The sequence below is a fragment of the Chitinophaga nivalis genome (assembly GCF_025989125.1).
GTDB lineage: Bacteria > Bacteroidota > Bacteroidia > Chitinophagales > Chitinophagaceae > Chitinophaga > Chitinophaga nivalis.
On sequence record NZ_JAPDNR010000001.1, the window covers coordinates 3,687,691 to 3,712,842 of the forward strand.

26 protein-coding genes and 2 tRNA genes are annotated in these 25,152 nt (G+C 44.1%); 17 read left to right on the top strand and 11 right to left on the bottom strand.

What is annotated here, in order from left to right:
• Positions 1–67: 67 nt before the first annotated feature.
• Positions 68–541: a GNAT family N-acetyltransferase gene (locus OL444_RS14870; RefSeq protein WP_264732150.1), complete on the top strand. Its 474-nt coding sequence runs from the start codon at positions 68–70 to the stop codon at positions 539–541.
• A gap of 76 nt (positions 542–617) precedes the next feature.
• Here OL444_RS14870 and OL444_RS14875 read toward each other — a convergent pair whose 3' ends face one another.
• The 3 genes from OL444_RS14875 to OL444_RS14885 all read right to left on the bottom strand — a co-directional run bounded on the left by OL444_RS14875 (position 618) and on the right by OL444_RS14885 (position 4,338).
• Entirely contained in the window at positions 618–1,355 is a 738-nt protein-coding gene (locus tag OL444_RS14875; RefSeq protein WP_264732148.1) for a 3-keto-disaccharide hydrolase, read from the bottom strand.
• 332 nt (positions 1,356–1,687) lie between these two features.
• Positions 1,688–3,187 (bottom strand): sigma 54-interacting transcriptional regulator, encoded by a 1,500-nt coding sequence (locus OL444_RS14880; RefSeq protein ID WP_264732146.1) that lies wholly within the window; start codon positions 3,185–3,187, stop codon positions 1,688–1,690.
• A 56-nt stretch (positions 3,188–3,243) separates the two neighbouring features.
• On the bottom strand, positions 3,244–4,338 hold the full coding sequence (locus OL444_RS14885; RefSeq protein ID WP_264732144.1) for a vWA domain-containing protein: 1,095 nt from the start codon (positions 4,336–4,338) through the stop codon (positions 3,244–3,246).
• Positions 4,339–4,545: 207 nt separating this feature from the next.
• Between OL444_RS14885 and OL444_RS14890 the strand changes: the two genes are divergently transcribed.
• Positions 4,546–5,391 carry a sugar phosphate isomerase/epimerase family protein gene (locus tag OL444_RS14890; RefSeq protein WP_264732142.1) on the top strand — a complete coding sequence of 282 codons (846 nt, stop codon included), beginning with the start codon at positions 4,546–4,548 and terminating at the stop codon, positions 5,389–5,391.
• 71 nt (positions 5,392–5,462) lie between these two features.
• On the opposite strand, the gene OL444_RS14895 is transcribed toward OL444_RS14890, so the two are convergent.
• The 4 genes from OL444_RS14895 to OL444_RS14910 form a co-directional block, all read right to left on the bottom strand.
• Positions 5,463–8,687: a glycosyltransferase family 117 protein gene (locus OL444_RS14895; RefSeq protein WP_264732139.1), complete on the bottom strand. Its 3,225-nt coding sequence runs from the start codon at positions 8,685–8,687 to the stop codon at positions 5,463–5,465.
• A 184-nt stretch (positions 8,688–8,871) separates the two neighbouring features.
• The gene (locus tag OL444_RS14900; RefSeq protein ID WP_264732137.1) at positions 8,872–9,165 is read right to left on the bottom strand and encodes a putative quinol monooxygenase; all 294 of its coding nucleotides are present in this window, start codon (positions 9,163–9,165) and stop codon (positions 8,872–8,874) included.
• Positions 9,162–9,989 (bottom strand): SAM hydrolase/SAM-dependent halogenase family protein, encoded by an 828-nt coding sequence (locus tag OL444_RS14905; RefSeq protein ID WP_264732135.1) that lies wholly within the window; start codon positions 9,987–9,989, stop codon positions 9,162–9,164. The genes OL444_RS14900 and OL444_RS14905 overlap by 4 nt, the downstream gene beginning before the upstream one ends.
• A 255-nt stretch (positions 9,990–10,244) precedes the next feature.
• Positions 10,245–11,057: an SDR family oxidoreductase gene (locus OL444_RS14910; RefSeq protein ID WP_264732133.1), complete on the bottom strand. Its 813-nt coding sequence runs from the start codon at positions 11,055–11,057 to the stop codon at positions 10,245–10,247.
• Positions 11,058–11,262: 205 nt separating this feature from the next.
• Here OL444_RS14910 and OL444_RS14915 point away from each other — a divergent pair.
• A tRNA-Lys gene (locus tag OL444_RS14915) sits at positions 11,263–11,335 on the top strand.
• A 300-nt stretch (positions 11,336–11,635) separates the two neighbouring features.
• Here the strand turns inward: OL444_RS14915 and OL444_RS14920 are convergent.
• Positions 11,636–12,367 (bottom strand): DUF1266 domain-containing protein, encoded by a 732-nt coding sequence (locus OL444_RS14920; protein WP_264732131.1) that lies wholly within the window; start codon positions 12,365–12,367, stop codon positions 11,636–11,638.
• A gap of 775 nt (positions 12,368–13,142) precedes the next feature.
• Between OL444_RS14920 and OL444_RS14925 the strand changes: the two genes are divergently transcribed.
• Positions 13,143–13,652 (top strand): hypothetical protein, encoded by a 510-nt coding sequence (locus tag OL444_RS14925; protein WP_264732129.1) that lies wholly within the window; start codon positions 13,143–13,145, stop codon positions 13,650–13,652.
• A gap of 345 nt (positions 13,653–13,997) precedes the next feature.
• On the opposite strand, the gene OL444_RS14930 is transcribed toward OL444_RS14925, so the two are convergent.
• Positions 13,998–14,861, bottom strand: a complete 864-nt coding sequence (locus OL444_RS14930; RefSeq protein ID WP_264732127.1) for a CPBP family intramembrane glutamic endopeptidase — start codon at positions 14,859–14,861, stop codon at positions 13,998–14,000.
• A 426-nt stretch (positions 14,862–15,287) separates the two neighbouring features.
• Entirely contained in the window at positions 15,288–15,746 is a 459-nt protein-coding gene (locus OL444_RS14935) for a glycosyl-4,4'-diaponeurosporenoate acyltransferase CrtO family protein (protein WP_264732125.1), read from the bottom strand.
• Between the two features lie 270 nt (positions 15,747–16,016).
• Between OL444_RS14935 and OL444_RS14940 the strand changes: the two genes are divergently transcribed.
• The 13 genes from OL444_RS14940 (at position 16,017) to OL444_RS31950 (ending at position 24,190) form a co-directional block, all read left to right on the top strand.
• Positions 16,017–16,286: a hypothetical protein gene (locus tag OL444_RS14940; RefSeq protein ID WP_264732123.1), complete on the top strand. Its 270-nt coding sequence runs from the start codon at positions 16,017–16,019 to the stop codon at positions 16,284–16,286.
• A 106-nt stretch (positions 16,287–16,392) separates the two neighbouring features.
• A tRNA-Lys gene (locus tag OL444_RS14945) sits at positions 16,393–16,465 on the top strand.
• A gap of 179 nt (positions 16,466–16,644) precedes the next feature.
• A complete protein-coding gene (locus OL444_RS14950) occupies positions 16,645–17,301 on the top strand; it encodes a hypothetical protein (protein ID WP_264732121.1) in 657 nt (218 codons plus the stop codon).
• 258 nt (positions 17,302–17,559) lie between these two features.
• Positions 17,560–17,820, top strand: a complete 261-nt coding sequence (locus OL444_RS14955) for a hypothetical protein (RefSeq protein ID WP_264732119.1) — start codon at positions 17,560–17,562, stop codon at positions 17,818–17,820.
• Positions 17,821–17,972: 152 nt separating this feature from the next.
• A complete protein-coding gene (locus OL444_RS14960) occupies positions 17,973–20,381 on the top strand; it encodes a TonB-dependent receptor domain-containing protein (RefSeq protein WP_264732116.1) in 2,409 nt (802 codons plus the stop codon).
• A 17-nt stretch (positions 20,382–20,398) separates the two neighbouring features.
• A complete protein-coding gene (locus tag OL444_RS14965; protein ID WP_264732114.1) occupies positions 20,399–21,508 on the top strand; it encodes an MDR/zinc-dependent alcohol dehydrogenase-like family protein in 1,110 nt (369 codons plus the stop codon).
• Between the two features lie 100 nt (positions 21,509–21,608).
• Entirely contained in the window at positions 21,609–21,779 is a 171-nt protein-coding gene (locus tag OL444_RS14970) for a class I lanthipeptide (RefSeq protein ID WP_264732112.1), read from the top strand.
• Between the two features lie 173 nt (positions 21,780–21,952).
• Positions 21,953–22,105, top strand: a complete 153-nt coding sequence (locus OL444_RS14975) for a class I lanthipeptide (protein ID WP_264732109.1) — start codon at positions 21,953–21,955, stop codon at positions 22,103–22,105.
• Between the two features lie 172 nt (positions 22,106–22,277).
• Positions 22,278–22,430 carry a class I lanthipeptide gene (locus tag OL444_RS14980; RefSeq protein ID WP_264732107.1) on the top strand — a complete coding sequence of 51 codons (153 nt, stop codon included), beginning with the start codon at positions 22,278–22,280 and terminating at the stop codon, positions 22,428–22,430.
• Between the two features lie 174 nt (positions 22,431–22,604).
• A complete protein-coding gene (locus OL444_RS14985) occupies positions 22,605–22,775 on the top strand; it encodes a class I lanthipeptide (RefSeq protein ID WP_264732105.1) in 171 nt (56 codons plus the stop codon).
• A 56-nt stretch (positions 22,776–22,831) separates the two neighbouring features.
• Entirely contained in the window at positions 22,832–22,990 is a 159-nt protein-coding gene (locus OL444_RS14990) for a class I lanthipeptide (protein ID WP_264732103.1), read from the top strand.
• Between the two features lie 45 nt (positions 22,991–23,035).
• Entirely contained in the window at positions 23,036–23,941 is a 906-nt protein-coding gene (locus OL444_RS14995; protein WP_264732101.1) for an LLM class flavin-dependent oxidoreductase, read from the top strand.
• A gap of 57 nt (positions 23,942–23,998) precedes the next feature.
• Positions 23,999–24,190: a class I lanthipeptide gene (locus tag OL444_RS31950; protein ID WP_371879031.1), complete on the top strand. Its 192-nt coding sequence runs from the start codon at positions 23,999–24,001 to the stop codon at positions 24,188–24,190.
• 215 nt (positions 24,191–24,405) lie between these two features.
• Here the strand turns inward: OL444_RS31950 and OL444_RS15000 are convergent, their stop codons facing one another.
• Complete coding sequence (locus OL444_RS15000) at positions 24,406–25,143, bottom strand: LytR/AlgR family response regulator transcription factor (protein WP_264732099.1); 738 nt, start codon at positions 25,141–25,143, stop codon at positions 24,406–24,408.
• Positions 25,144–25,152 lie beyond the last annotated feature (9 nt).

The following is a 25,152-nucleotide window of genomic DNA, read 5'->3' on the forward strand; positions in this document are numbered from 1 at the left end:
CCAGACATTAGCAGCCTTCTGTTGTCAGAAGGCTGTTTGCGTTTTTGCAACCAAATAAAGAAATGGTATGACAGAGGTAATTAAAGTAACCGTAGAAGATACCGGCAGCCTGGAGCAGGCAAAGTTTCTTTTCCGCGAATATGCCAACTGGTTAAATGTTGACCTCAGCTTTCAGCAATTTGAAGAAGAAATGGCACATTTGCCAGGTCCCTATGCTGCACCTACCGGTGCGTTGTTTCTGGCTAAAGCAGATGGTCAACTGGCCGGATGCGTGGCAGTACGGGCATTTGATAACAGTACGGCAGAATTGAAGCGTCTTTTTGTAAAAGATGCGTTTAAAGGCCATGGCGTAGGTAAAGCGCTGGCGGCGAGAGCGATTGAAGAAAGTAAAAAACTGGGCTATAAGCGCATTATACTGGATACGCTGGCCCATATGAAACCGGCGATAGAATTGTATACTTCGTTAGGATTTCAGCCTATTGCGGCCTATTACGATAACCCTATCAGCGATGCGGTATATTTATCGTTGAATATAGAGTAGGGGAATAACGAATTTATACCTGCGGGTCAACCTTTGTTTTACCGGAAGATCCACAGGCTTTCATTCGTCATTCGGATTATAATGTTCTGATCCAGATATTCCGGTAACTTACGGGATTGCCGTGATCCTGGAGTGCGATGGATTTAGGACCATGTTTTTCATAGAACGGTTTACCGATGTACTGGGTCTGACCCTCCAGTGTAACATTGTTTTGTACCAGCACGCCGTTTTGCAATACGGTAGCACGGGCCGGTGATTGCAGGGAGCCATCTGCATGGAAGCGGGGCGCCGTCCAGATTACATCGTACGTTTGCCATTCTCCCGGTTTTTTACTGGCATTTACCAGGGGGATCTTTTGTTTGTAGAAGCTACCGGCTTGTCCGTTGGAATAGGTGCGGTTGTTGTAACTGTCCAGCACCTGCAGCTCATAGTATTCCTGCAGAAACACACCACTGTTGCCGCGGCCCTGACCTTCTCCGTCCACTACCGCCGGGGTACGCCATTCAATGTGCAGCTGGAAGTCTTCGAACTGTTGTTTGGTTTTGATCATACCTGCACCCTTTACCACGGTCAGCGCGCCGTTTTTTACCTGCCATTGCGGAGTACCGCCTTTTTCGTTTTCCCACTGCTGCAGGCTTTTGCCATCGAATAAAATGATGGCGTCATCCGGCGCAGAACAGGTGGCTGTACCCGATACAATTACTTTGGGTACCGGTTCCCATACTTCAGTGTCTGCGGGTTTCATCTGCTGGCTGTTCTGAGCCAGGGCACTGAGCGAGAGCATAGTACATGCTGATACTAATAGTGTACGCATCCTTTATTGTTTTACGTGGAAAATGAAAAGGGAAATTACAAATCAGGCGGTAATAATGGAATACCTGCCGGCAGATTTTAAGAAAAAAAGGGAGGAGGGGTAGCTTGTAATGATGGTATATCCTTGTTGGTATTGGCTTTTAGCACTGGCTTTCTCCGGTGGGTATTTTACTACGGCGCCGGTTATATGAAAATACCGGTGGGCATCTACCTGAAGTATTAAAAACAATCCCTATGATCAACGGCGCTTAAATAAATACGCATCTCCCGGCAGGCAGGTGCGAACAGTAGCCGCGTGCTGCCGGGAGATGCGTGTTGTATATAGTGGTGTTATTAAAACTCTTCCTGTTCTTCCGCCCCCATGTTAAAGTTCATCATGGTACCCAGCAGATCGCTGAACCGGGTTTCGTTCTCTACCACTTTTTTGCTGATGAGTGAATAGGAAGAAAGACCGTGTAAAACGAACTCCATAAGGAGGAAGGATTCCCGGTTGCTGACTTTCGGGAAACGGGATTTCACCAGTTCTTTTAAGCCTTCTACTTTATTGAGGATGGTTTCGTACTGTTTATCGCTGATATCCTGGAGTAACTGTACGGAGTTGCCTTTATCGAACCATTGAATGACGGTGCGGTAGGGATTTTCCACCGGCGCCACCTGTTTCTTTTTCTTGAAGGAATCCGGATTCGGGAAATAAATGGCAAACAGCGTACGGATGGACTTATCCAGGAGGTTATGGGCTACCTGTAACGGGCCTTCCTGTTCGCCTTCGTATACCAGCTCTATTTTTCCGGTGATGGCAGGTACAATGGCCTGCAGGTCTGCAATGCGTACGTGGGTTTCTTTTTCCTTATTGATGATGGACCGGCGTTCGCCTGCACTGACCGCATTTTCATAGGCGGCGATGGTTAAACGGGCGGAAACACCACTCTTTTTATCTACGTACTCACTGTTACGCGCTTCAAAAGCAACCTGTTCGATCAGGCGTTTTACCATATCTGCGATCTGTACCTTGCCTTCCTGTTCTTTGTGAATATTGGCTTCCTGTTCGGTGATGAGCAGGGAGTTCTCAATGCTTTTTGGATAGTGGGTGATGATCTGGCTTTCTATCCTGTCTTTCAGCGGGGTGACAATAGATCCCCGGTTCGTATAGTCTTCCGGGTTAGCCGTAAAGATAAACAGGATGTCGAGCGGCATTCTCACCTTAAAGCCCCGGATTTGTATATCGCCTTCCTGGAGGATATTAAACAGGGACACCTGAATACGGGCCTGCAGGTCGGGTAATTCATTGATAACAAAGATGCCGCGGTTGGAGCGGGGGATGATACCAAAGTGGATCACTCTTTCATCGGCATAGCTGAGTTTCAGGTTGGCCGCTTTGATCGGATCAATATCACCGACCAGGTCGGCCACGGAAACGTCTGGCGTAGCCAGTTTTTCGCCATAGCGTTCGCTGCGAGGCAGCCACGCAATGGGCGTTTTATCACCTTTTTCCGCGATGAGGTCACGGGCATAGCGCGACAGTGGCTGGAAAGGATCGTCGTTTACTTCTGAGCCTTCCACAATGGGGATGTATTCGTCCAGCAGGTCTGTTATCTGCCGGGCCATCCGGGTTTTTGCCTGACCGCGTAAGCCGAGCAGCAATATGTTGTGCCGGGAGAGCAGGGCTCTTTCGGTATCCGGAATTACTGTGTCTTCATATCCTACGATACCAGGAAAAGTAGCTTCCTTTTGTTTCAGTTTGCTGATGAGGTTACGTCTGATCTCTTCTTTGACAGAGATGGGTTTATAGCCACTCTTTTTAAGCTCGCCTAATGTTTTTATGCTAGTATCCATGGAAGATGATTGCTGATTACGAATATGAAAAAGTATGGCGGTTATCGCCAGGATGATTAATAGAATTTCCTTTTGCCGCTTTCGAAATCACGGAAGAGGAACTGGCCCAGGTTATCGGTGCCGGAGAAGAACGCTTTGCCATTATTGGTTTCAGTGAACTCCTGCACAAATTGCTGCAGCCACGGGTCGGTAGCCACCATAAAAGTCGTGATGGGTATTTTCAGCTTTTTACACTGCGCTGCCAGATTCAGGGTCCGGTTCAGGATTTTGCGGTCCAGGCCGAAGCTGTTTTTATAATACTGGGTACCGGTTTTCAGGCAGGTAGGCTTCCCGTCGGTGATCATGAAGATTTGCTTGTTCGGGTTCCTGCGGCGGCGCAGGAGGTCCATGGCCAGTTCCAGCCCTGCCACAGTATTGGTATGATAGGGGCCTACTTCCAGGTAGGGCAGGTCTTTGATTTCTATCTGCCACGCGTCGTTACCGAAAACGATGATGTCCAGGGTATCTTTGGGATACCGGGTGGTAATCAGCTCACTGAGTGCCATCGCTACTTTTTTGGCGGGCGTGATCCGGTCTTCCCCATACAAAATCATGGAATGGGAAATATCGATCATCAGTGCGGTGGAGGTCTGGGTTTTGAAATCGGTCTCCTTTACTTCCAGGTCGTCCTGATGGATGGAGAAGCTATCGATACCATGATTGATCTGCGCATTGCGGATAGAAGCGGTTACATCCAGCTGGTCCACACTGTCTCCAAACCGGAACGGGCGGGTTTCTGCATTCAGTTCATCTCCCATACCCGATCGGTGCACATTATGATTCCCGGACGTCGTTTTCTTTAATCGGCCGAAAATTTCTTCCAGGGCATTTTTGCGGATGGTCTGTTCTGTTTTGGAAGTGATTTCTATATTACCGCTTTCTTCGTTTTCGCGGATATAGCCTTTTTCTTTCAGCTCCTGGATAAAGTCGCCGATGCCATAATCCTTACCGGTAAGATTATATTCCTTGTCCAGTTGGGTGAGCCACTGTAGTGCTTCTGACACATCTCCACTTGTATAGGTAAGGAGTTGGGTAAAGAGATCCAGTAGTTTTTGAAAAGGCGGTTTCTGGTTTTCATCCGGATTGAACCGGGAAAAAGTTATTCCTCTCATAGCACAAGTTCTGTAATAAAAATAGCACTTTTAAAGGACAAAGTTGCAAGCCCTGGGAATAAATACCGGTATAATACGGCATTATGCAGCAAGATTACACCGGAGAGATCCGGCCGGGAAGGGATAGTCGCTTTCCGGGGTTTTGCTGCAATAAACTTGCATTTTAAGCTGAAACCAATTACTTTCAATCATCAAAAAAATATCTATATGAAAAAACTGAGAAATGCATTTATGCTGGCTGGAGGAATGGCGATGGCATTATTGACACAATCTGCCGGGGCGCAGGCCAGGGCAGATGCATTGGGATGGAAGCTGGGAGCGCAGGCGTGGACCTTTAACCACTTCACCCTGGCAGAAGCACTGGAAAAAATGGATAGCTGCGGTATCCAGTTCGTGGAAGCCTATCCCGGCCAGGTAATTGGTGGCGGCATTGAAGGTAAAATGGATTATCATATGCCACCGGCAAAACAGGAACAAGTAAAAAGCCTCTTTAAGAAAAAACACAAAGTACTGATGGCATTCGGGGTAGTGGTGCCGGATTCGGAAGCCGACTGGCGCGCCTTGTTTGACTTTGCCAACCGCATGGGCATTCAGGTGATTACCAGCGAGCCACAGGCAGAGTACCTGGATCTGATTTCTTCTCTTTGCGATCAATATAATATTAAGCTGGCGATTCACGACCATCCTAACCCGAGCCCTTACTGGAGTCCGGAAAGTGTGCTGAAAGCGGTAGAAGGCAGAAGTAAACTGATGGGTGCCTGTGCAGATATCGGTCATTGGGTACGTTCCGGTCTTGACCCGGTTGAATGCCTGAAAAAACTGAATGGCCGTGTGATCAGCCTGCATATGAAAGACCTGAATAATAAAACAGCAGATTCACACGACCTGGTTTGGGGCAATGGGGTATGTCAGATCAGCAAAGTGCTGGAAACCCTGAAAAACCAGAAATTCAAAGGCTTGTTTTCTGCCGAATACGAATACAAATGGGATTACAATGTACCGGAAGTGAAGGCCAGCGCTGCTTTCTGGCGTCAAATGGTGACCAACCTGTAAGCCATATATCATATAAATAAAAAAGGCGACCATGATGGTCGCCTTTTTTATTTATATGGTGGCAGTGTTGCTTATTTAGCGGAATCTTTCACTGCATTGCTGTCTGTAGACACCTGAACGGCTTGTTCCTGGGTGTTGTGTTTTTTGGCGCCGCTGCCAAAGTCTGTTTTCATCTGGTGCAGCCAGGCCACAAACTGCTGCGCGTTTTGTCCGTCGCGTTGCAGATCGCTGGTTACTTTGCTGGCTGGGAGTGATTGGTAGTAAGCCAGCTGCTGTTCGCAATCCCGGATGATTTTCTCTGCTATTTCATCTCCTCTTTTCGCATCGCCTGCCATGTAGTAAGCGTATACGGTTTGGAGAGATGTATAGTTATGCATGTTGCCCGGAGAAGTCATGGCATACGGGAAGTTGGTTTCCAGTATGTTTTTATCCATGTGTTTCAGCACATTCAGGGCGCTGTCTTTGCTGCCACCTTGCTGAGACAAGGCTACACCCAGTTTGGTGAATGCCTGGCGCAGGTACTGCAACATTTTTCTGTTAGACTCATCGAAGTAGGTACCCTGTGTCTGCGCGCCTCCGAAGGAGAACTTGTGCATCAGGTTATCATACATCACACCTACGTTAGCGTTGATATCCAGGTTTAACGGATCTACGGCAGTAGGTTTAGGTAATGGTACCAGGTGATAGGTCAGACCATCTGTTTGCAGGTATTCATTCAGACCCAGGTCAGTAGGGCTGGTGAAGTAGATAGGTCTTTTCCATTCATTGGCTGCGATGATATCATATACTGCCAGGTCATTTTTCACCAGGTAGTTTTTGCTGATTTTGAATGGTACGGAAGGCAGGATGTTAGCGCTGTCTTTAGCGGCTACCACGCCATATTTCAGTACGGCTGCCTTATCAACCGGAATGAAGACCTGTCTGGTAGGCAGGAAGTTTTCAGATCCGCCGCCTTCTGTAGACAGTTTGCTGTTCGGATCATCGCTACCCATGAAGTTGATGATCTCTTTCAGGTTGAAGTATTTTTCAGCAGGGATGTTACCCGGATCGAAGAACCGCACGAAGTTGTGGTTTTCGCCCTGATATTTATCTGCAGACCAGTTCATCTGGATGGCCGGGCTTTGGTTCACCGTTTTGCGGGCCTGGTCGATGTACCAGTCTACACCCAGGAGGCTGAGGTTAATCACGCGGATATCCGGACGGATGCCTTCTACTTCCTGTGCATACCACAGCGGATAGGTATCGTTGTCACCAACGGTGAAGAGGATCGCATTCGGCTGGCAGGATTCCAGGTAGTCTTTAGCGATATCTCTTGCGATGTATTTGGTAGAACGGTCATGGTCATCCCATTCCTGAGCGGCCATGAGTACCGGTACTGCTACCAGGCAAAGAATAGTGGCCAGGGCAGGAGAGAGGGTAGCGTTCTTTGTTTTCTTTTTCAGGAAAGCGTATACAGACAGTACACCGAGGCCGATCCATACCGCGAAGGCGTAGAAGGAACCTACATAGGCGTAGTCACGTTCACGTGGCTGGTTACCAGCCTGGTTGAGGTATACCACAATCGCCAGACCTGTAAAGAAGAACAGGAGTGATACGATGAGGGTATCCTTGCGATGGTTTTTATACTGATAGAAGAAGCCGATGATACCTAAGATGAAAGGCAGGAAGAACAGGGTGTTGTGGGCCTTGTTCTCTTTCAGGCTGTCCGGCATTTTGGACTGGTCGCCGTAAATGAAATTATCAATAAACGGAATACCGGAGATCCAGTTACCATCTCTTACGTTACCATAACCCTGGGTATCATTTTGTTTACCCACGAAGTTCCACATGAAGTAACGGAAGTACATGAAGTTTACCTGGTATTGCAGGAAGAATTTGATGTTGTCGCCGAAGGTAGGTTTTTCACCTTGTTGCAGGCCTAACCAGGTACGGTAGAAGTCTGCGTGACCTTGTTCGTTGCTGGCATCCCATACACGCGGGAAGAGCATTTTATCTTCCGCCGCATATACGGCTTCCATTTTCTTACCGGATACTTCATACTTTTTAGGGCCACGGGCGTAGATATTCGCGCCTTCCTTGTATTCAGGACGGGCGGTGAATACCTGGCCATATACCAGCGGGAAGTCGCCATATTGTTCACGGCCGAGGTAACCTACCAGTGAAATCGGGTTATCTACATTGTACATATCTACAGAAGGATTGGCTGTAGAACGTATCATGGTCGTAACATAAGTGGAGTATCCCAGCAGCATGAACAGCACAAAGGAGATGGTCAGTCTGCTGATGTGTACTGTTTTAGCAGTATTCAGTTTGATACCTACTGTTTTCAGGAGGTAAGGTATCAGCAGGAAAAATGCTGCCAGCAGGAATTTTATGAAGATCACACCACCGCTAACGTCGTTGAATGCCGGTACCAGGATAACGGAGGCAATCACGATCAGTGGGGCGTATATGCTGAATTTAGGCTTTCTGAAACCGATGATCAGAATAGCTGTAATAAATACAAAGTAGAAGATGAAGCCGGAGAAATAGCTCATACCGAGGGTATTCACGAAAAATACATCCATATAGCCGGATGCTTTAACGGTGTCCTGGATGAGGTATTTTTGTACGAGGCCAGTGATACCGCAACCTACGATGAAAGCCCAGAAGGTGCCCCAACCGGTTACTTTGAAACGTCTGAAGTAGTATACCATTACCATTGCCGGAATGGTGAGGAGGTTGAGCAAGTGCACACCGATAGACAATCCGAGGAGGTAGGCAATGAGCACAATCCAGCGATCGGAGTAAGGCTCATCGGCTTCATGTTCCCATTTCAGGATAGCCCAGAATACGATGGCAGTAAAGAAAGAGGACATACCATATACTTCTCCTTCCACGGCAGAGAACCAGAATGAATCGGAGAAAGTGTAGGCCAGTGCGCCCACGGCGCCGGCGCCCATGATGGCAATCATCTTTTCACGGGAGATCTCTTCACCTGCCTTTACCATGAGTCTGCGGGCAAAGTGCGTAATGGTCCAGAAGAGGAACAGGATGGTGAATCCGCTTGCCAGGGCAGTCATCAGGTTCACGCCCAATGCGGCCTGGGAAGGTTCCAGGAACATAGTAAACAATCTTCCAAGCAACACGAACAATGGTGCTCCGGGCGGGTGAGGCACCTGTACTTTATAGGCACTTGAGATAAATTCGCCGCAATCCCATAAGCTGCCGGTAGCTTCCATTGTTTTAATGTAAACAAAGCAGGCAATGATGCAGATCACCCAACCGACCAGGTTGTTGGTCCTTTTAAAATTCATAAGGTTGTTTTAAGGTTCCGACAAAAATATAAAAAGTAGCAAATTATGCTAATCTGCTGAACAGTTTTAACTTTTTGTAAATATCTTTTTCACTGTTATCTAAAAGCATGTTGCTGCAAGCCCGTCAGCAGGGGCATACAGTGCGTATTAGAATAGGATTAGAAATGGCGTGTGACTGCCGCAACTATAGGCTGACAGCGGCTTTGACGGTCCAGGCGTCCGGTTTGGCGTTGAACAGGACTTTGGTGGCCGCCCATGTTTCTTTGAACAGATCAGAAGCACGATAAGTTTCCAGTGCGGTTTCCGACTCCCATTGGCTGAAAGTGAAGAAGATATTACCGGAAGTTTCGTGTTCCCAGAGTTCCAGGTGCAGGCATCCGGGGAAGTGCCGGATCAGTTGTTGTTGCCGGGTAAATAGTTCGCGGAAGGTATTTACCTGTTCCGGAACGAATTCCATTTTTACGAGGCGGTTGATCATTGGAAAATTATTCTTACAGTTTGGTAGTATGAAAGTTGCTGGTAGCCGGTGGGCTGGGTCAGCTGATCGCGGCGGAAGCCTTGCAGGCCAAAGAGGCCGGCGGCATTGCCTTTATTGATAGCGATTTCCAGGTATCCGGCGGCGTTGAAGAGGGCCAGTTTCTGGCCTTCTGCTACATCGGCGTAGGTTTCACTGATCTGGCTGATCACTTCATTTCTGCGGAAGAAGATGCGGAACGGGCGTTTTTTACGCTGGGCATCAAACTGATCGCGGGTAATATTGACTACTACGTTTTCGAAGCTGTCGATATGAATGATCTGGCCTTCAATGAAATCGTCGCCTACCAGTGGTTGCAGGTTATGTTTAACCGTAATGCTTTGTGTCAGTGGACCGAGTTCGCCGAGCGCTTTGCCGCGGCTCAGTTCCCGGGCAGCAGCAGCCAGCAGCTGAATGATGGTAAAGGTATTTTTAGGCGCCTGTTTATCCAGCGGTATTTTGATGACCTTATCCGGCATCCCTCCGGCAATCATGGTGAGCAGGCCGTTATCGGCACAGCCAATGTATTGTCCGTTATGTTCTGCTACGAGCACGTGGTCGGGCCGGCGGTCGAACAGGTTGATGAGTACAAAGTGGAAAGTCCCCAGGGGAAAGTAAGCGAAAGCACTTTTACAGATATAGGTAGCCTGCGGGAGGTTGAAAGGGCTGATATGATGGGTGATGTCCGTAACATGACATTCCGGGCAGTATTGCCAGAGTTGCCCTTTGATGGCACCTACCAGGTAATCCTGCATCCCTATGTCTGATGTTAATGTTATAATGGACATGCCAGAAAATCTAAATCCAAATCCCTATGCTCAAAACCCACGATTCAAAATCTATCCTCACCTTGCCTTCACTTTATCACATTCAAATGGCTATCTGCTAGTGGCGCTTTCCTACCAAAAACGATGCCATTGGGGTTATATATATGAATCCTGATGCAAATAAAGGTAAAAATACCAATGAGCGTGTATTTTTAGCGTATTTTTTTATCTTGTAAAAGTACTAACGTTAACGGCTAGGGTGAAATAATTGTTCATTTACTGCAGCGGAGATCCTGGTTCTTTTTTAAAATGGTTGTATACCAGTTTGTCCAGAACGCCCGGCAACAGCTTGCTGAGCAGTACCGTCAGTTTACCTTGTCCGGTAAGTACGAGGGTACGTTTGCGTTTGGCAATCGCTTTTGCGATAGCGGTGGCTACGGCTTCCGCTGTCATGAGTTTATCTTCACTGAGCGGAGTTTCGCGTTGGGTTTGTCCCTGAGGATTCAGCGCCGTATTCCGGATATTGGAAGCGGTGAAGCCCGGGCATACCCACATTACGTTAACGCCTGTATGTAAATTTTCGGTGCGCAATGCTTCCAGGAATCCCTGCATCGCAAATTTGGAAGCGGAGTAACCGGTACGTGCCGGCAGCCCCCGGTAACCAGCGATCGAAGAAACACCTACAATGGTACCTTTGTTGGCCAACAGGGAAGGATAAGCATACTTTGTACAATATACCGTACCCCAGAAGTTGATATCCATCAGTGATTTCAGTACGCTGAGATCCAGATCCCGGAACAGGGCCCGCATCGAAATACCTGCGTTGTTGATGAGGATATCGATCTTGCCAAAATGTGCCAGCGTTTTTGTGATGAAGGCTTCGCAATCGGCTTCCACACTTACATCTGCTACTACGGTAAATAAATCGGCGCTGCCGGTTTCCCGTTGCAACTCCGTCAGGGTTTCCTGCTTTCTGCCGCACACTGCTACTTTTGCGCCCAATGCCAGTAATTCCTTTACCAATGCTTTTCCTATGCCGGAAGAGCCACCGGTAATTACTACGATCCTGTTCTGAAAGTAAGTATTCATGGGTATATTTTTGCCCCACAAAAATAGGTGAGAAGATGATAGTAACAGCAAATTATTACAGCGTATTCACGGAAATGTACGACGATGACTGTTGAGGCTATTCTCTGTAACACCTTGCTGCAGTGGGTTTAAAAGTTTTTGAAAGAAAAATTTGGTTGGAAATAAATAATTCCTATTTTTGCACTCCCTTACAGAAACGGGGAACGATTCCGTAGCTCAGTTGGTAGAGCAATACACTTTTAATGTATGGGTCCTGGGTTCGAGTCCCAGCGGGATCACAACAAGATTATCAAAGAAAATTAAAGCTGCTTAAATCATAGGATTTATGCGGCTTTTCTGCTTTTATGATGAAAAGATAAATCATAGGAAACGAATCTGAAAGGATACAAAAAAGGATACCGTACATCTAAATTTACGGTATCCTTTTTCTTAAATGCTTGTCAGTAAGGTGGCTTATAGTTTACAAACCGATACAAAACCAACCTGGCAATACCTCAAACAAAACATCGGAATTAATTGGAGTTAGCCCTGTATCCTGTATTTAAGCGGCGTTCGAATCTATCCTCGTGTTTATTATGTTATGATTTTATAAAAGGATATTTCGCATAGATATCTACATCCTCAATTTTTCTCAATGCCGGCCCCTTGCTGGTTAATATTTGTTTGCTTTCAACGATCATTTCATCTAAATCAAACCCGTGTATTGTTCTGCCTAATAGGAACGAAATGGTATAATCTGTCCAGTTATCACTTTTTGCAGTTGCTACTTCCGACGCTTTTTTCATCACTTCCCATGTTTCGTTCTCTGTTAAATAGCCCACCCAGTAGCACCATTTTGCCAATGATACGGCCCTGCAAATATCCCAGGCATAAGCAGATTTTACTTGCGCAACCCTATCCAGGTCCAGGCCTAAACCTTTTGAAATGTTTTTCTGAATAACGCTTAATTCGTTTGTTGACTGCAGAAAAAGAGGTTCAAATTCATTACTTCTTTGCAATGATATTAAAGCATGTAAAGTTTCTTTCGCTGTTGTTTCGTTTGTTATTTCCCATTGTTGCGCCAATCCGCCGATATATTCATTCAAACTACTTTCTGGTTTGATGCCAAGAATTTTCTCTCCTCTATAATAAAACAAAATTCCGCCAAATGAAAGTAGTCTCTTTTGTTCGTCGGTTAATGGTTGGTCTGAATGATTGGTATTGAAACTTTCCAGTTGTTTATTATTGTATTTCTTCATCTTCGCTTTTAAGACAAGCATATATACAATAAATACCAAGGCAATTCCACCGATAATAAGGTAAGTGTTCATGTTAATAGGGATGTTTAATATTGGTTGTTTGATTATGTTTTGAAGTCAGTAAGTTATAGGTCAGGAATATAATTGCTACAGAAAACGGTGTATGTAAAGGCCTTTGTCTGGTCTAAAAGTAATAAAATAAATTAATATTTAAAATGTTTTAAATATTAATCTGGTTGATGCCAGTCGGGAAGTAATCATCGTATTAGCCTCAGGCTTTATTGGCGATTGGGTGACAGGGAGAATCAGCACGGATCTTAATAGTGTTGTTGGTTAACCTTGCCGACTACATTTTTCATGTGGGCAGCTGCCTATCTTCAATTACAGCTATAATCCAGGATTTGTACACGTTGAGAATGATCATTATTATAATACGGAATTAATCGGGGAGCGTCCTTTCCCTTCCTGACGGAGGCTATATGAGAACAAGAGGCACCGGCCATTTATGCCGATTTAGCAAGACTTTTCGTTTAATCGTACCAGTTATAAGTTCTTTCAAAACTAATACAAAGTAAGCTAATCCGGAAGGATATGTTCCTCCCTTACAAAAGGTGTTATGAAGGTAAATGAGAAATTACAGGATCTTCCATTGCTGTTAAAAAACAGGCAAGCGGAAACCAGCGTTTGTACAATTACTACAGAACTTTATGGACGGAGTAATTGTTATTATGGTAGTTGCTGTGCACAGACAATTTAAATATGTGCTATGAATATTACACCTGATACAAATATTGTCACATTTTATATCCCGAATACACACAATTTCTAAACCTCAAAATGCTATGTTATGCCTACACTATTTGTTTTTATTCCGTTCAACCAGCATGAACTATCCCCAACTAAGGATCTTCCGCTACAAGCTAATGAATTGTACCTTGCATTTCAGGCAGTAAGCAACAAGCGCATCGGCGAAAATATTGGTGCATTAATCAGCAGTGTACAGGTAGTATACTTAGATTCTCAGTTTACGGTAACCAATCAGGATTATATTATTGTATTTGCTCACGGAAGTAAAGATGCAAAAAACTGGCTGTTCTCAAATGTTCCTCCATTGGAGATCAAGGCTACGGATGCCATGAATGTATTAATTGCAAGCAGCGCAAATAAAGCCGTGAGAATATTATTTATGTGTTGTTTTAGTTCATTAGACGGTCATATCGGGCAATTGTGGGAAGCCAAATATCCTAATCAAACCATTTATGCCGGTAACGCAGCCATATCTAATCTGTTTTCTGCCACACGGACTCAAATAAGGAGTTGTTGCCTGGCACTTTTTGAACTTTCTGAAGTAGTGTAATATTTTTCACTTCAACTAAGCTATTTTATAGGTTAGTTACTTTATGGGATTACTCTTTGTAAAACGAAGAGAAAAAAAGGCTGGATCCTTACACGATAAGGGTCACGGAGGGCAACTAAAAGTTGCCCTTTTTCATTTATAACCGATCTGCCGCAATAGCCATCATGCATATTATTCCGGAGAGGCTTCCGAAAACAGCTAAAGGTGTTTGCTTGATGGAAGGCTACAGCAAGATAGATGAACCGGTAACCGCTTTATGCTATAAAAGGATCTTAAAACAGGTTCACGCTGTCGCTGCGCCGGACAGGAAGCAGCGGTTGCAGCACTGCAGACCATACCGCCGCCTTAAGATTTTCCCAGCATAGGGTAGGTGAACAGTAAGAAATGAAGCAGATTGAATCCAAAATGGGTGAAAATAGCCGCCATAATGCCCGCTTTATGATAGGCTACGCCATATCCGAGGCCCGCTATAAATGCCAGCAACATTAATGGCCATCCGCCGGTGGTATGAACTAACGCAAACAGGAGTGCTGAGATCATCAGCGAAAGATAATACGGTTGTTTCCCGAATACATTGCTCCCTGCATATCCCTGCAGATATCCCCTGAAGACTGTTTCTTCTGTCACCGCTACAATCAACAGATTGTGCAGCGCCCATATCCATAGGTAGTGAAGCAGCAATTTCGGTTCCCATGCTACAAAATGTAGTGCCCATGCGGTCAGTATGCAAATGGCTATGATCGCGGCCAGTGGTATTATGATCGCTTTTCCGATCTTCCTGATATCGTATTTTTCTACGTAACCCAGTTTGAGCAAACAGGTAAATATGGCAAAACCTGCAAAGGGCTTGTCCAGGTTGAAATGCATGGTAAAGGGAGCTGCATCCGGCGTAAATCTCACCCTGTCAAAAATAAGTACGTTGCTAAACCCCGGCAGCTGATGTGTTAAAAGCAAGACGCTTAACAGAAAAAAGGCGATATGTGTGGTGGTCCGTTGCCAGCCCGACGAATATCGTACGGCGAGTAACAGGAGTATGACTTCTGTTAGCAGGAACGCTACGCCGGTAATACTAATGCCTCCGTTGATAAATGCCAGTACATAAGCAATCGCCAATATGATCCAACCTGCCTTTACCATGCGAAAGAAGCAGAGGAGTATACTGACGATAAATAAAAGGTATCCGGGTAATAATTGTAAATCAAATAACATAAGGGTTCTCTTGTTAATGCTTTAGCTGTTTTCCACCGTTCACGCCTGACTTGTAATCCTGTGTGCAAAGTAAAGGCAATTTTTTCTTTTGCTCAATATGTTGAAAAAGTAGTGTTCCTTTTTCCCATATAACAGGATGTATGGCCAGCCTTATTTCATCTATTAAATCCAGATTTAAAAAGTTATGGCGACTTTTGCCCCGCCATAAAGCCAGATGTTTTTCCCCTCTGATTTTTCCTGAAGGACCCTGTACCTGGGTACGGGAGGATACTCCATGCCATTGCGCAAATATGGTATTTACGTTGGCTGCCAACGAGGAAGGAATATATACCGAAGAAGTGCAGAGCCATTTAGTATCCTGTCTGCACTGGCCTTTTCCCTTGTTGTATACCATTTACCATACCTGCTCCGTCGTATAGGTATCTTTTATCTGCGTTTGCTTAACTGAATCGCTCTTGCTACCCGTGGCCGGTTATAGCGTTGCAGGAAAATCGGATAAAGGTTTAGCAAGACATTTAATACCAGTAGCCACAAAGACCTGCGCACGCCAAATTGGAATGCCACGAAAATAGTAAAGCCCAGGACTATCAGGAAGATAATCAGGGGACCCAGTTCATTTTTTTTTGTTTGATAATGAACATGCACCAACGCTGCGGTATTTTTTGCTATAGGGTTGGATTTTTTATTCAGTTTTTCCCAACCTGTCCAAACCAATAGTTTTCTAAATAAATTTATGCCCAGCTGTTCGTATATTTTTCCTTTCTGTTCCCATTCCTTTTCATGATAGTAGGTAGACGTAAATGGGCTTTTCAGGGTTTCCGTAAAAGTAAGCGCGCATAGCATCAACAGGAAGTTCAGCGCCAATGCGAATGAAGGTTTATCCATGTTGATATACTTAACCAGGGCACTCACTGCGCCAATTGTAATGAGGACAATTAAAATTAAAGTGACAGTTTTTTTCATCGATGACTTTTGTTTAGGTTAGGGATACTCAAATGTTGCTCAGCTTTCCAATATAAGCAATAGATCTGGTTGTTGAAAGGAAGAAAAGAGTATTTATAAAGGAACCTATGACATTACCTAAAAAAAGGACTCCGGAAGATTACGGTTGATAACAACAAATATACGTGGAGCGTTACCGGCAGGGATGAGGTGATGAGTCTTAGTATAGTGCCTTTGAAACAGCCCGATAGTTTATTAACCACTGTATTTGATTATTACAGTCTGCCGGTGGAAACTAATGTTACAGCAGATGGTCAAATCATTACTACTTTAAAACAAAAACGGGAGATTACTGGTTATATAGTCCGGCAGGTGATTTTATATGCACTGGCTGCAGGGTGGGAGCCACAGGTAAAAAGAAGTGTGTGGCGTCTCAGCAGCGTAGGGGACAAAATAGATCTGAGATTGTCTGACCGTAGTTAGGGTTATTCATTTTTAAGATAGATTTTTCAGCTGTCAGAAAAAAAACATGTAAATATTTTTGGAGATGAAAATGTTTTTATTACCTTCGCGCTCCCGTTGAGGGAATGATTCCGTAGCTCAGTTGGTAGAGCAATACACTTTTAATGTATGGGTCCTGGGTTCGAGTCCCAGCGGGATCACAAGCAACTTACAAACCTCCACGCAAGGCGTGGGGGTTTAGTTTTTTAGTCGAGCGTTTGGTCGAGTTCCTTTTATATAACCCCGATTTCTTTCCCGTACTTTATACAGGTTAATCAGCTTTTACTGAATTAGTTATTTTTAAACTAATTCTCTATTTTCAGATTGTAAAATCTAATACATGCTTAACACCTCTAATGATAATATTGGCTTAATCTACAGTGCTGCAAGAAGCAAGGTAGTTGACGTAGCGGTGCTTGTTGAACGGCTTCTTTCTATTGGACTATCCCATTTGCTCTCGCTGGGATGTGGGGATTTTAAGAATGTTCATGTTGACATGTTGGGTGACATCTCAAAAAAGTTACCCTTTAATCAAATTATCACGCTGTTAGTTCACATTAAAGCCATTAAGAAGGAGGACGAAGTAAAGTTCAGAAAACTTATTGAAATAAGAAACGTATTTCTACGTGATCCTCTAGTGATTACTTTTTCAGCTTGTCTAAAAGTTAGACCTAATCTGCAAAAATTCCTTAGTAAAGAGTACTTGGTGAAAATCGAAAACCAACAAAATACATCCCTCGAAAATTTTACTGAAATGTACTTTGAGTGTTTTTTCAAAGATGTCAGTAATATTTCCAATACAATAATGTGGGAATATGTGATCGGAAAAGCCTGCAGTAAAGGGTTCGTCGAAGGGCAATTACAATATTACAAGATATTAATCCAAAAGATCCGTGAGTTTGTAAGTCAAAACCCCGATTCAGATCTAACCTCGAAAATAACTATGTTGATGGAAGAAGCGGCTACAGAGGCAAAAAAAAGCAGTATTGCTGGATAACCTGTGAAGTTATTGGATAAGTGAATATTGCAATAATGAGTATTATTTTTCACTTATGAAGGGGGGATAAAAACTGTCGTGCAATGGCATGAACGATTCAACTTTTATGAGATAGGAAATATTTGTATTGGTATTTACTCGTTTTTCTTACCGTTGTATTATCATGTAAAGAAATAGTAAAATAATTTAGGATGCTAGACTTCAATTTTGTAAATTGATAAACATTGTTGTTTTCTTACCTCATAAAAACACAAGGATATGAGAAGGTTGAACATGAAGCTGTTGAAATCCTTTTTCACCTTTGACCTACCGGTTAAATACAGTTACATTTATTCCCGTTTTCGTAAAACTCATGAAGGGCAGCGCGATATTTATGCCAGTTGGCCGGCGGAGGCGACACGTCGCCAGTTGATTAGTGAGTATTGGAGTAATGCGCTATGGCATTATTTGCTTTTGTTTGTTTGGGCCGATTTTGTTGTTTTCTTTTATAGTGGCCAATTGAATGCAATGAATAAATAATTCCCAACTGCTGTATTTCCCCGGAAAATTGTCTTCGCATAAACGAAAATATCGTTAATCTGATAATCCGTACCCGTAAATCCTATATCGATGTAGTATTTTTTCCCCGCTGTATGTCTTGATGTACGTTTGTATCATCAAAACAAAAACAGATGAAAACAAAGAAAAACATCTCTATACTCATTCTCTTATTGTTTGTTATCGTTCTTCATGCACAGGAAAAAAACGGCAGTGTGACCGGTAAAGTTACAGATTCACTGAGCAATGCTCCCATGCCTTTTGCAACGGTAGTACTGCTTAAAGATGGTACTGAGAAAAAGAATACATTAACAGATAAAGACGGACAATTTGGTTTTGCTGCCGTACCATATGGTACGTATACAATAGCCGTAAAATTTATCGGATATGCCGACTATCAGTCCACCTCCCTGACCATATCTGCTGAACAGGTCAATATTCCTCCGGTACAGTTGGCACCGGCAGTGCAACAGCTTAACAGTATAAATATTACCGCCCGTAAACCTTTTATTGAACAGTCACTGGGAAAACTGACCGTGAATGTATCAGAAAGCCCGGCAGCTGCGGGTAATACGCTGGAAGAAATTCTAAAACGATCGCCGGGCGTTAAGGTGAATGATGACGGGAGCGTTACCCTGAATGGGAAAAAAGTAATGATGTACATAGATGGGAGGCCATCGTACCTTACCGGAGAGGCTTTTAAGAATCTGCTGGTAGCCACCAGTGGTAATAATGTGGACAAAATAGAACTCATCTCCAATCCTGCTTCTAAATACGATGCACAGGCGGCCGCAGTGATAGATATAAAAATCAAAAAAATAAAGCATGGCGGCTTTAACGGAAGGGTATCTGTCGGTGGCGGAGGCGGACGATACGGGAGGTATACAGGAGGCCTTGACCTGAACTACAGGAATAATAAACTGAATATATACGGCGGATACGACTACCTGCATAACCAATCCTACCTCAACACACAAACCGACCGGGAAATGGGTGCCAGCCATACCAATCCGCCACATATATACGACGACGCCTATGATGTACGGAAGAGAGATATTCACAATATAAACGCCGGGATCAACTACGATTTCAATGCCAGTAATACCATGACACTGGAACTGAAAAATACCTGGTTCATCAGAGATATAGCGGCCACCAGTCAGACAACATTCCTGAATGCCAGGCCGGGACAACCAGATGTGGCATTCACCACTACACAAACCGGCAATGCCAGATTCAGCAGCCCTTCAGCTAACCTGTATTACCGGCATAAGTTTGATACCCTGGGAAAAGAAATCGTTTTTAACGGCAGTTACTATCACTACAATCAGCAATGGCAGGACGAGTTCATCACCGATTACGATAAGAAGCAGCCTGTTGAATATCTCAGGAATAATTCTCCTCAGACTATCATGATGAAGTCCTTATCTGCTGACTATTCACAGCCTGTCAAAACAGGAAAGTTAGACGCCGGACTGAAAACCGTATTTGTAAAAACAGATAATAACATCCAGTGGGAGAATTGGAAGGGAAAAGACTGGGAAACAGATGCCGGTAAAACCAATTACTTTATTTACCATGAAAATGTAAACGCCGGATATATTACATATGCCAATCAGTTTAAGAAAGTGGTGGTGCAGGCAGGACTCCGGGTGGAAAACACACAGGTAAAAGGAACTTCTGTTACTACCAGACAGGAATTTACCAAAAGCTACACCCAGCTATTTCCCTCTGCAGCATTGCAGTATCTTATATCAGACAATCATCAGCTTGGATTGACTTACAGAAGAAGTATAGACAGACCGAATTATGATCTGGTAAATCCTTTCCTGATATTTCAGAGTAAATACAATGTCTTCCGGGGAAATCCTGATCTGAATCCACAGCTGGTTTCATCCGTTGAGTTATCACATTCCTTTAAAAACAGTTTGATCACTACCTTATCATACGCAAGAACAAAAGACGTATTCACCCCTATCTATAAGCAAGGACCGGAGAATACGCTCATCACAACCTATGAGAACCTGCACACGTATGATCTGGCCTATGCAGGACTCACTTACAGCAAGGACCTTACAAAATGGTGGACTACCGCCACCTCCCTGCAAGGTTACTATGTACGGTTCAACTACAGCAATGATATTCCGTTAGCAGATTCCAGGCCCGGCTACTATATTAATTCCAGCAATACATTCCTGCTGCCGGGCGATATAAAAATGGAAATAAGCGGTTTGTATTCTTCCAGGGCATCTTCAGGATTAAATGACGTAGGCGCTTACTGGAGTGTAAATGCAGGATTACAGAAGAAGATACTCCAAAAGAAAGGAACACTGAGCCTGAATGTCAATGATATATTCAAGAGCACGAAATACTGGAACCGTTCCGAATATCAGCATATCAATGTATATCAGTTTATGCGTTACGACAGCCGGTATGCTATGCTGACATTCAGTTACCGGTTTGGCAACCAGCACATCAAATCATCCGAAAGCAGGCAGACAGCCATTGAAGATGAAAAGAAAAGAGTAAACACCGGCAAATAACATTTATCCCTATACTTATGAAACAATTAGTTGTCTGCAGTAAAGAATTACCGGAGTATTATAACTATGAAGTCCCTTCCGGTTCAATAAATATCGATGGTTCCGCCGTAACATATGCCCTGATTGAAACAGCAGATATAACCTTCGACGGAGATAAGTATCCTGAATATGTGCTGGTAAGGAAAGTAGCAGTATCCACCAATTACCGCGATATGGGCGTCATGACGCATGTGGCAGCCGGTATACTCAGGGGCAACCCCGACCAGCTTCTCTACTATCCCATAGGATCAGAGTTTTCAGGTGTGGTGGTGGCTGTAGGAAATCTTGTAAAGGGTTTCCGGCCGGGTGACAGGGTAATTCCTGATGCAGGCTATCCTTTCGCCGGTGAAAGCAAAGACCGGGGCGGCCTGCCTACCAACAATGCCTTTTCAGAACTGGAAATGTTGCATGCTTCCAAACTCGCTGTCATTCCTGATTCACTTTCCTTTGAGCAGGCAGCAGCATTTACCATAGGAGCGCAGACGGTGTACAGTATGATTTCCAGACTGAACATAACGTCAGGCAGCAAAGTATTATTGCTGGGCCTTAGTTCCAATACAGCGCTCTTTGCACTCAATGCCCTGAAAAACAAATCTGTTGAACTGACAGGAATAGCCCGCAGTATCAAATTCAGGGATAAACTGCTGAAAATGGGGCTTCATCAGCTGTTCGTTATCTCACCGGATACTCCCAACTATCTGGAAAATGAAGGACTGCAGGAATACATCAACGGGAAAGGAAAATTTGATTATATCATCGATCCTTTCTGCAATAACAACCTGACGAAAGCGCTCCCCCTGATGGCAATGAACGGAACATATATTACGTGCGGCGTTTCCAACAACATCACCACAGCGAACAGGCAGCTACTGACAGAAGATATACTGTTACAGGTGATCATCAACAACATTACCATAAAAGGAAATTGCCTCGGCGCCAGTGCCCATCTGCAGACAGCATTACAGGATTATGTACACAACAGCTTTGAAGTGCCGATAGATAGCATATACGAACAGGATCCGCAAAGTTTTATGCAGCGCTCCTTCAATGATCCCGAGCGCTTCGGCAAGGTGATCTATAAATTCTGAATCAACTATTATCAACATATTTCAGGACTGTATAACAAGGGGAATCCGAAAACCTTCAGAAAAGAGTAGGAATAAACAAACCATTTTAATAATAACAATCATGAAACCACAAGTAAATGCGCTCAAATTAAACGTAAGCAAAAAAACGATCACTAAACTCGATGATAGCCAGTTAGCCGGTATCAACGGTGGTGCATCTTTCAGCTGCAACCTGACAATACAGATTTCTGTATTCAAAACCCCCAATACCGGTGGCGGTACGCAGAACTAATCAATATACGGGCTCTGCACCCTGTAGGGCCTCTTTTCTATCCGTTTAAAATGGCCTTGAAGTTATCGATACTGAACCAACCATTATCGACATATTTCAGGCCTGCATAAAAAGGGAATCCGAAAACCTTCAGAAAAGAGTAGGGAACAACATAACATTTTAATGATAAAATCATGAAACCACAAGTAAGTGTACCTAAGTTAAACGTAAGCAAAAAAACCATTACTAAACTGGACGATAACCAATTAGCCGGTATCCATGGTGGTGCATCTTTCAGCTGCAAACTGACATTACAGATCTCTGTGTTCCAAACAGGTACTAACTAATCAATATATGGCCCTGTGCCCAGCAGGGCTTCTTTTTTTTCCATGTAGAATGGCCTTGAAGTTATCGATACTGAATTAATCATTATCAACATATTTCAGGCCTGCATAAAAAGGGAATCCGAAAACCTTCAGAAAAGAGTAGGGAACAACATAACATTTTAATGATAAAATCATGAAACCACAAGTAAATGTGCCTAAGTTAAACGTAAGTAAAAAAACCATTACTAAACTGGACGATAACCAATTAGCCGGTATCCATGGTGGTGCATCCTTCAGCTGTAAACTGACATTACAGATCTCTGTGTTCCAAACAGGTACCAACTAATCAATAGATGGCCCTGCCTCCTGCGGGGCATCTTTCCGCGTGTGTACAACAGCTTTGAAGTTTTAGCAGCGCCGAACCAACCATTATCAACATCTTTCAGCCTGAATAAAAGGGGAATCCGAAAACCTTTAGAAAAGAGTAGGAAAACAACAAACCATTTTAATGATAACAATCATGAAACCACAAGTAAATGCGCTCAAATTAAACGTAAGCAAAAAAACGATCACTAAACTCGACGATAGCCAGTTAGCCGGTATCAACGGTGGTGCATCTTTCAGCTGCAACCTCACAGTACAGATCTCGGTATTCAAAACTCCCAATGCCGGTGGTGGTACGCAGAACTAATCAATATATGGCCCTGCAAGGTCTGTTTTTCTATTAATCCTTTAAAAAAATACTTTATGAAATCAACAACTTCCAAACAAATCAAAGGACTCAGTCTGGATAAAAAAACCATTGCAAAACTGAGTGACATCCAGATGAACACTATTGTTGGCGGCGCCGAGGAGCCGATAGTGAGCATTAAAATTATTATCCCTATCAAATGGAGCAGGTTTTAACCTGCTTCCTTTCAACCATCTGTTAAGCAATTAAATCCCGGATGTATGGACGCAATAAAATTAGGCGTGCTGGATTTTGGAGAAGGGTATGACAGTCTGCATGACCTTATAACTTATGCAACTGACGCTGACCAGCTTGGCTACAGCCGTTTCTGGCTGGGGGAGCATTATATTTTCAACAGCTTATGGTGTAATCCTGAGCCGATACTTCCCCTGCTGCTGGCATATACAGAGAGAATACGCATAGGTACGGCCGGCATACTATTATCAGCACATACGCCATATCGTATAGCCATTACTTTCAAGCAGCTGAGCAATATGTTCAGCAATCGCGTAGATCTTGGATTTGCAGCCGGTTTGCCGGCAGGCGATAACATACGGCAACTGTTACATGCCGATGCCGGTGCATTTGATGAGAAGCTACGGCAGGTGCTGGAGCTGCTCCGTGAAGAAGACAATATGATCGGGAACGGAATACCTGTTCCGCCTTACCGCGGCGAAATTCCGGAGTTATGGTCTTTGGGATGCTCCTGCAAAAGGCTGGATAGCGTTCTGGAGTCAGGGCTCAACTTTTCCAGATCATTATTCCATGAGATCTCCGACGACGCTGCACAGAAAGAGCAATTGCGTGTATTTATGGAACGTTATGCTGACAGGCACGGGGCGTACCCGAAAATCAACCTGGCGGTATCCGGTATATGCAGTGATTCAGAAGCGATGGCGAAACAACTGTATAAGCAATCTCCCTACTATCAATCCGCATTCATCAGGTGTAATCTCCTGGGAAGTCCGTCTTATTTCCAGGATACCATCTGTGAATATGCCGCTGCCTTTGGGATTAATGAGTTCATTTTTCTCAACCTTGCTGCCGGCATCCGGGATCGGTTGCATTCACTCAGACTACTGGCGCCGGTTTTCCAGCTGCCCGCGGCACACATGACAGTGCAGTAGCCAACATAGCAACCCTTGCATATAATGAATACAATGATTTCTAAAATACGTACAGTTATGAAACCAACATCAGATTCAACCCGGAGGCTCTTCCTGCAGAAAACTACTGTTGCCAGGTTAACGCCGGCTGCACTGGGTTTGCTGAAAGGCGGCGGCGAACCGTTAAAAATAGCAGCCTCCGGATGTATTTGCGCTACCGGTCAATCATGTGGCATCAGGTGCTTCGAACCAGTTGTAATACCATGCTGATAACCGTCTTTCCTTCCGCCCATAAATACAAAAAGTCCTGGTTGCGCCCAGGACTTTTGCATGAATATACCTGATTCAGGTACAATCATGAAACCACTATAAATATAATACTCTTTCTCAAATACAGAAAATTAAAGACCAGTCATCATCTGCCAAAACCAGACTCCCTGCTGTTATACAACAGCAGGGAGTCTGGTTTAAAGCCGCAGCATGTGTTATTTCTTCAGGCGTATCAGTTCAAAAAAAGCGCTTTTAAAAGTGATACCGATAGGAATGTATTGCTGCACCTGATTTTTCTTCCGGATTATCAATTGATTACCTTCAACAGAAACAATCCTGTTCAGGGAAATGATATAGGAGTTATGCACACGGGCAAATTGTGATTTAGGCAGGGTACTTTCAAGATCCTTCATATTCATGAGCGCCAGTACTTTATCATTGGCACAATGAAAGGCCACATAATTCTTGATCCCTTCAATGTAATCAATATCTTCAAAGTTTATTTTAATCTGCTTGCCTTTATGCTCCGTTTTTACAAACAGATATGGCTGGTCGGTCTGTTTATTGCTATCAACGTCCATACGTTGCGTAAAAAGAGATTGAAACAGGTTCAGGGCTTTCTGGGAAGCCTTCAGGAAACGCTGATAGGTAACAGGTTTCAGCAGATAATCCACCACATCGTGTTCAAACCCTTCCAGCGCATATTCACTATAAGCGGTAGTAAGAATTACTTTTACATTATCGTTCATGATCTTTAAAAGATCAATGCCTGAGATTTCCGGCATGTGGATATCCAGAAAAATCAGGTCAATTTTGTTGGTGCTGACGTATTTCAGCGCTTCCAGGGCATTGGTGGAACTACCGGCCAGTTTCAGAAAGGGAGTCTGGTTTACATATTTTTCCATTATTTCCACGGAATGTTGTTCGTCGTCGATTATATAACAGTTTATCATAGACCGGGT

Coding starts and splice junctions, on each gene's coding strand:
- OL444_RS14975 (WP_264732109.1), top strand. CDS start 21,953: ATGAAACCACAAGTAAGTGTACCTAAGTTAAACGTAAGCAAAAAAACC.
- OL444_RS14875 (WP_264732148.1), bottom strand. CDS start 1,355: ATGCGTACACTATTAGTATCAGCATGTACTATGCTCTCGCTCAGTGCC.
- OL444_RS14980 (WP_264732107.1), top strand. CDS start 22,278: ATGAAACCACAAGTAAATGTGCCTAAGTTAAACGTAAGTAAAAAAACC.
- OL444_RS14930 (WP_264732127.1), bottom strand. CDS start 14,861: ATGTTATTTGATTTACAATTATTACCCGGATACCTTTTATTTATCGTC.
- OL444_RS14965 (WP_264732114.1), top strand. CDS start 20,399: ATGAAACAATTAGTTGTCTGCAGTAAAGAATTACCGGAGTATTATAAC.
- OL444_RS14920 (WP_264732131.1), bottom strand. CDS start 12,367: ATGAACACTTACCTTATTATCGGTGGAATTGCCTTGGTATTTATTGTA.
- OL444_RS14990 (WP_264732103.1), top strand. CDS start 22,832: ATGAAATCAACAACTTCCAAACAAATCAAAGGACTCAGTCTGGATAAA.
- OL444_RS14880 (WP_264732146.1), bottom strand. CDS start 3,187: ATGGATACTAGCATAAAAACATTAGGCGAGCTTAAAAAGAGTGGCTAT.
- OL444_RS31950 (WP_371879031.1), top strand. CDS start 23,999: ATGAAACCAACATCAGATTCAACCCGGAGGCTCTTCCTGCAGAAAACT.
- OL444_RS14905 (WP_264732135.1), bottom strand. CDS start 9,989: ATGTCCATTATAACATTAACATCAGACATAGGGATGCAGGATTACCTG.
- OL444_RS14950 (WP_264732121.1), top strand. CDS start 16,645: ATGCTTAACACCTCTAATGATAATATTGGCTTAATCTACAGTGCTGCA.
- OL444_RS14925 (WP_264732129.1), top strand. CDS start 13,143: ATGCCTACACTATTTGTTTTTATTCCGTTCAACCAGCATGAACTATCC.
- OL444_RS14900 (WP_264732137.1), bottom strand. CDS start 9,165: ATGATCAACCGCCTCGTAAAAATGGAATTCGTTCCGGAACAGGTAAAT.
- OL444_RS14895 (WP_264732139.1), bottom strand. CDS start 8,687: ATGAATTTTAAAAGGACCAACAACCTGGTCGGTTGGGTGATCTGCATC.
- OL444_RS14885 (WP_264732144.1), bottom strand. CDS start 4,338: ATGAGAGGAATAACTTTTTCCCGGTTCAATCCGGATGAAAACCAGAAA.
- OL444_RS14960 (WP_264732116.1), top strand. CDS start 17,973: ATGAAAACAAAGAAAAACATCTCTATACTCATTCTCTTATTGTTTGTT.
- OL444_RS14870 (WP_264732150.1), top strand. CDS start 68: ATGACAGAGGTAATTAAAGTAACCGTAGAAGATACCGGCAGCCTGGAG.
- OL444_RS14995 (WP_264732101.1), top strand. CDS start 23,036: ATGGACGCAATAAAATTAGGCGTGCTGGATTTTGGAGAAGGGTATGAC.
- OL444_RS14935 (WP_264732125.1), bottom strand. CDS start 15,746: ATGGATAAACCTTCATTCGCATTGGCGCTGAACTTCCTGTTGATGCTA.
- OL444_RS14955 (WP_264732119.1), top strand. CDS start 17,560: ATGAGAAGGTTGAACATGAAGCTGTTGAAATCCTTTTTCACCTTTGAC.
- OL444_RS14910 (WP_264732133.1), bottom strand. CDS start 11,057: ATGAATACTTACTTTCAGAACAGGATCGTAGTAATTACCGGTGGCTCT.
- OL444_RS14940 (WP_264732123.1), top strand. CDS start 16,017: ATGAGTCTTAGTATAGTGCCTTTGAAACAGCCCGATAGTTTATTAACC.
- OL444_RS14890 (WP_264732142.1), top strand. CDS start 4,546: ATGAAAAAACTGAGAAATGCATTTATGCTGGCTGGAGGAATGGCGATG.
- OL444_RS15000 (WP_264732099.1), bottom strand. CDS start 25,143: ATGATAAACTGTTATATAATCGACGACGAACAACATTCCGTGGAAATA.
- OL444_RS14970 (WP_264732112.1), top strand. CDS start 21,609: ATGAAACCACAAGTAAATGCGCTCAAATTAAACGTAAGCAAAAAAACG.
- OL444_RS14985 (WP_264732105.1), top strand. CDS start 22,605: ATGAAACCACAAGTAAATGCGCTCAAATTAAACGTAAGCAAAAAAACG.